The 3,139-nt window shown below is 54.0% G+C and carries 4 protein-coding genes and 1 pseudogene; 4 read left to right on the top strand and 1 reads right to left on the bottom strand.

What is annotated here, in order from left to right; translation table 11 throughout:
- From MVK46_RS02620 to MVK46_RS02605, 4 genes and pseudogenes are all read left to right on the top strand, one after another.
- Nucleotides 1-363: pseudogene (locus MVK46_RS02620) on the top strand (hypothetical protein); the annotation flags it as partial.
- 39 nt (nucleotides 364-402) lie between these two features.
- Nucleotides 403-1,671: an MFS transporter gene (locus MVK46_RS02615; protein ID WP_297535074.1), complete on the top strand. Its 1,269-nt coding sequence runs from the start codon at nucleotides 403-405 to the stop codon at nucleotides 1,669-1,671.
- Nucleotides 1,672-1,738: 67 nt separating this feature from the next.
- The gene (locus MVK46_RS02610; protein ID WP_297535072.1) at nucleotides 1,739-2,107 is read left to right on the top strand and encodes a roadblock/LC7 domain-containing protein; all 369 of its coding nucleotides are present in this window, start codon (nucleotides 1,739-1,741) and stop codon (nucleotides 2,105-2,107) included.
- 33 nt (nucleotides 2,108-2,140) lie between these two features.
- Nucleotides 2,141-2,503, top strand: coding sequence for a hypothetical protein (locus tag MVK46_RS02605; protein WP_297535071.1), 363 nt, complete (start codon nucleotides 2,141-2,143; stop codon nucleotides 2,501-2,503).
- On the opposite strand, the gene MVK46_RS02600 is transcribed toward MVK46_RS02605, so the two are convergent.
- Nucleotides 2,496-3,011 carry a cob(I)yrinic acid a,c-diamide adenosyltransferase gene (locus MVK46_RS02600; protein WP_297535070.1) on the bottom strand — a complete coding sequence of 172 codons (516 nt, stop codon included), beginning with the start codon at nucleotides 3,009-3,011 and terminating at the stop codon, nucleotides 2,496-2,498. The genes MVK46_RS02605 and MVK46_RS02600 overlap by 8 nt on opposite strands.
- Nucleotides 3,012-3,139: the final 128 nt, after the last annotated feature.

The following is a 3,139-nucleotide window of genomic DNA, read 5'->3' as shown; positions in this document are numbered from 1 at the left end:
AAGGAGATAAAAACGGTCAACGGGAAAGTTGACCTGAGGAACTGTGAGGTCAGGCAGATGAAATGCGTTAACGGGCACATAAGGGCCACTCTGCCAGTGGCGGGTCCCCTAAACGCATCCACTGTAAACGGGGCCCTCGAGATTACCATCGAGGACATCGAGGGTGAGGTGAACGTAAGCAGTGTGAACGGAAACGTGTTTCTCCGCCTCACAGAGTTCTGCGACGCGAGGATTGAGGTGAAAAAAGCCAACGGCTGCGTTGAGCTTGTTGGAGTAGACCCGGAGAACCCGGTCATCGGAACGGGTGAGTTTCTCATCAGGGTGAAGACGGTGAACGGATACGTGAGAGTCGAAGTTATTTAATTATTTAATTACTCAATTCATCAAAAAGTGGTGGTCGGCATGGAGTCCAAGGGCCTCGGCAGGAACTTCTGGCTGTTTGCGGTGGGACGCTTCATTTCCCAGCTCGGCTGGGCGGTTCAGGATGTCGCTTTGCCCCTCTACGTGCTGGACAAAACGCACAGCGGTTCGATGATGACGGCCTTTGTTCTGGCTGAGGTGATACCCTCACTCATCGTCATGCCCTTTGCCGGCGTCGTCGGCGACCGATACAACAGAAAGTGGCTCATGGTCGGCTTCGACCTGGCTAGAGGCGTTCTGCTCTTCGGCGTTATAGCCTTCAACTTCCTCGGAATCTACCAGCTCCTTGCCGTTCAGGTCGTCATGGCGGTTTTCGGCTCGTTCTTCTATGCGGGAACGGGTGCGATGTTCCCGGATTTGGTCGATAAGGAACTCCTTGAAAAGGCCAACTCGACAGTGGCATCGATGAACATAGTGGCGAGGCTTCTGGGTCCGGCCCTGGGAGGATTAATCTACGGAATCGGGGGAATAAGGCTGGCGATTCTGATAAACGCGGTCAGCTTCTTCGGCTCAGGCCTGTTTGAGATTCTCATTCGCTACGAATGGAAGGCAAAACCAATAGAGGGGGTTGGTCAGGTTTTTGGCGACATAAAGGAGGGCCTTCAGTTCATATTCAAACACAGCTACCTTAAAACCCTCATGAGCTTTGCGGTATTCATGGGAATCCTCATGGCACCCCTCGGGACGGTTCTCCTTCCGTACGCGATGAGGGAAGTCCTGAAGTTTACGAGCGTCCAGTTCGGTCTCATGGAGAGCTTCTTCATGGGCGGGGCGCTTGTGGGCAATCTCCTCATAGCGGCGAAGTTCGGGAAGAAGGCGGGAAAGTTCCTCTTCAAGGCCATGGCCGTCAACGGACTCGTTATGCTCGTTTTCATATGGCTGATATCCCCTCTGGCCGGGCTTGGCAGGGATAAAGCCTTTGTGGTTCTAATGGTTGTCGCGGTCGTCATGGGAACCGCTGAGGCCTTCATAGACATTCCCATTGAGGCCAAGATTCAGAGGGCAGTTCCGAGCGATGTTCGCGGCAGGGTCTTCTCGGCGCTGAATCTGCTGACGAATGCCGCAATACCGCTCGGACTAATCGTTGTGGGACCCCTCCTCAACGTATATCCTGCGTGGCTCGTTGCACTCGGCATCTGGGTCGGCACGGCCGTCGTCGTTCTCTACTACTGGGCATACTACAGGGAGGTTCTCCTCTCCGAACCAGATGGTTTTCATGAAAAAAGCTCCGAGCACGTTACTACAGCCTGAAGATGTCCGTAAAACTTTTAAATACTTTTTGTAATTTTATCCTGAAAAAAATCAGGGGGTGAGACCCATGGCCACGATGGACTTGGTCATGGGGAAGATACTAACCGACATGCTTGAAATCGACGGTGTTATCGGGACAATCGTGGTTGATAAAGACGGCCTCGTCATAGAGTCAGCCGCGAGGAAGAACCTCGACAGGGAAGCCATTGCGGGCGTTCTCCACGAGCTGGCCTCAGCGATTAAGCTGATAGGCGACCAGTTCAACGCCGGGAAGCCGAAGGAGGCCATAATCGAATACACGAACGCGAGGATGTTTGTTAATCCAATCGGCGAGGACTACTTCTTGATTGTAATAGGTAGCGCCGACCTGAACCTCGGTAGAATGAAGCTCGAGCTGAGGAAGGTTCTTCCGAAGCTCGAAGAGATGCTGTCGTGACCTTTCATTTTTCTCGGGGCCGGGGGTGGGAGCATGGGAGTTAGGATTCTGTCCTTCCTCTGGGGCAAGAGCAAGCCTGAAGTCTACGAGATGGTCATAACGCAGGACGGCCTCAGTCTGGAGGGCAACGAGAGGCTCGGCGCCCACATAGAGGACATCCTGCACTACGTCGAGAAGAAGGCCGACGACCTCGGTCTCGAAGGTCAAATCGAGATATACATAAAAAACACGAGCAAGGTCATCGCAATAAAGAGGATTGGCGGACTTGGGGTTGCCGTTGTGAGTTCAAACCTAACGGATGCCGTGAAAGCTTTGGAGGACGTTGAGACGAGGGCAAACGAGCTTCTGAGCGACAGGTACCTCGAGGCGATTGAGGAGTACAGGCGCTCTAAGTGACCTCCCTGAGCCTGCCCTCACGCTTTTCTATGACCCTCGCCATCACGAACAGGAGGTCGCTCAGCCTGTTGAGGTATACGAGCGCGTTCTTCCCAAAACCATACTCGAGGAGCAGTCTGGCGACCTTTCTCTCGGCCCTCCTGGTAACGGCCCTGCATACGTCCAGCTTGGCGCTGGCAACCGTTGAACCGGGCAGGACGAAGGCCCTGAGCTGAAGCTCTTCCTCGTACCTCCCCGTCAGCTCTTCGAGCCAGCGGATTTCATCCTCCCCCACCTTCGCGTATTTCCCCTTGCTCGCCAGCTCGGCCATCAGGTCGTAGAGCTGAACCTGTATCCTCTCGAGTATCTCCCTCATCTCCTCCGGGACGTAGTGCTTGGCCTCACCGATGAAGCTGTCGAGTTCGTCTATGTCACCGTTTGCCTCCATAACGGGCGAGAACTTGGCGACCCTATCGCCTGTGAAAAGTCCCGTCAGCCCCTTATCACCCGTTTTGGTTGTAACGGGCATTTCGCTCACCGAAGTTTTTGACATGCCTATGTTTATTAGGCTTGCGGAAAGCTTTTTAGGGTTCGGCAACATAACCGGCCGGGTGATGCCATGAAGCGCTTGGCACTGCTCTTGATTGTTCTAATTGT

Source organism: Thermococcus sp., assembly GCF_027066465.1.
GTDB lineage: Archaea > Methanobacteriota_B > Thermococci > Thermococcales > Thermococcaceae > Thermococcus.
The sequence above is the reverse complement of the archived record's forward strand: the minus strand, read 5'-3'. Positions and strand labels throughout refer to the sequence as shown.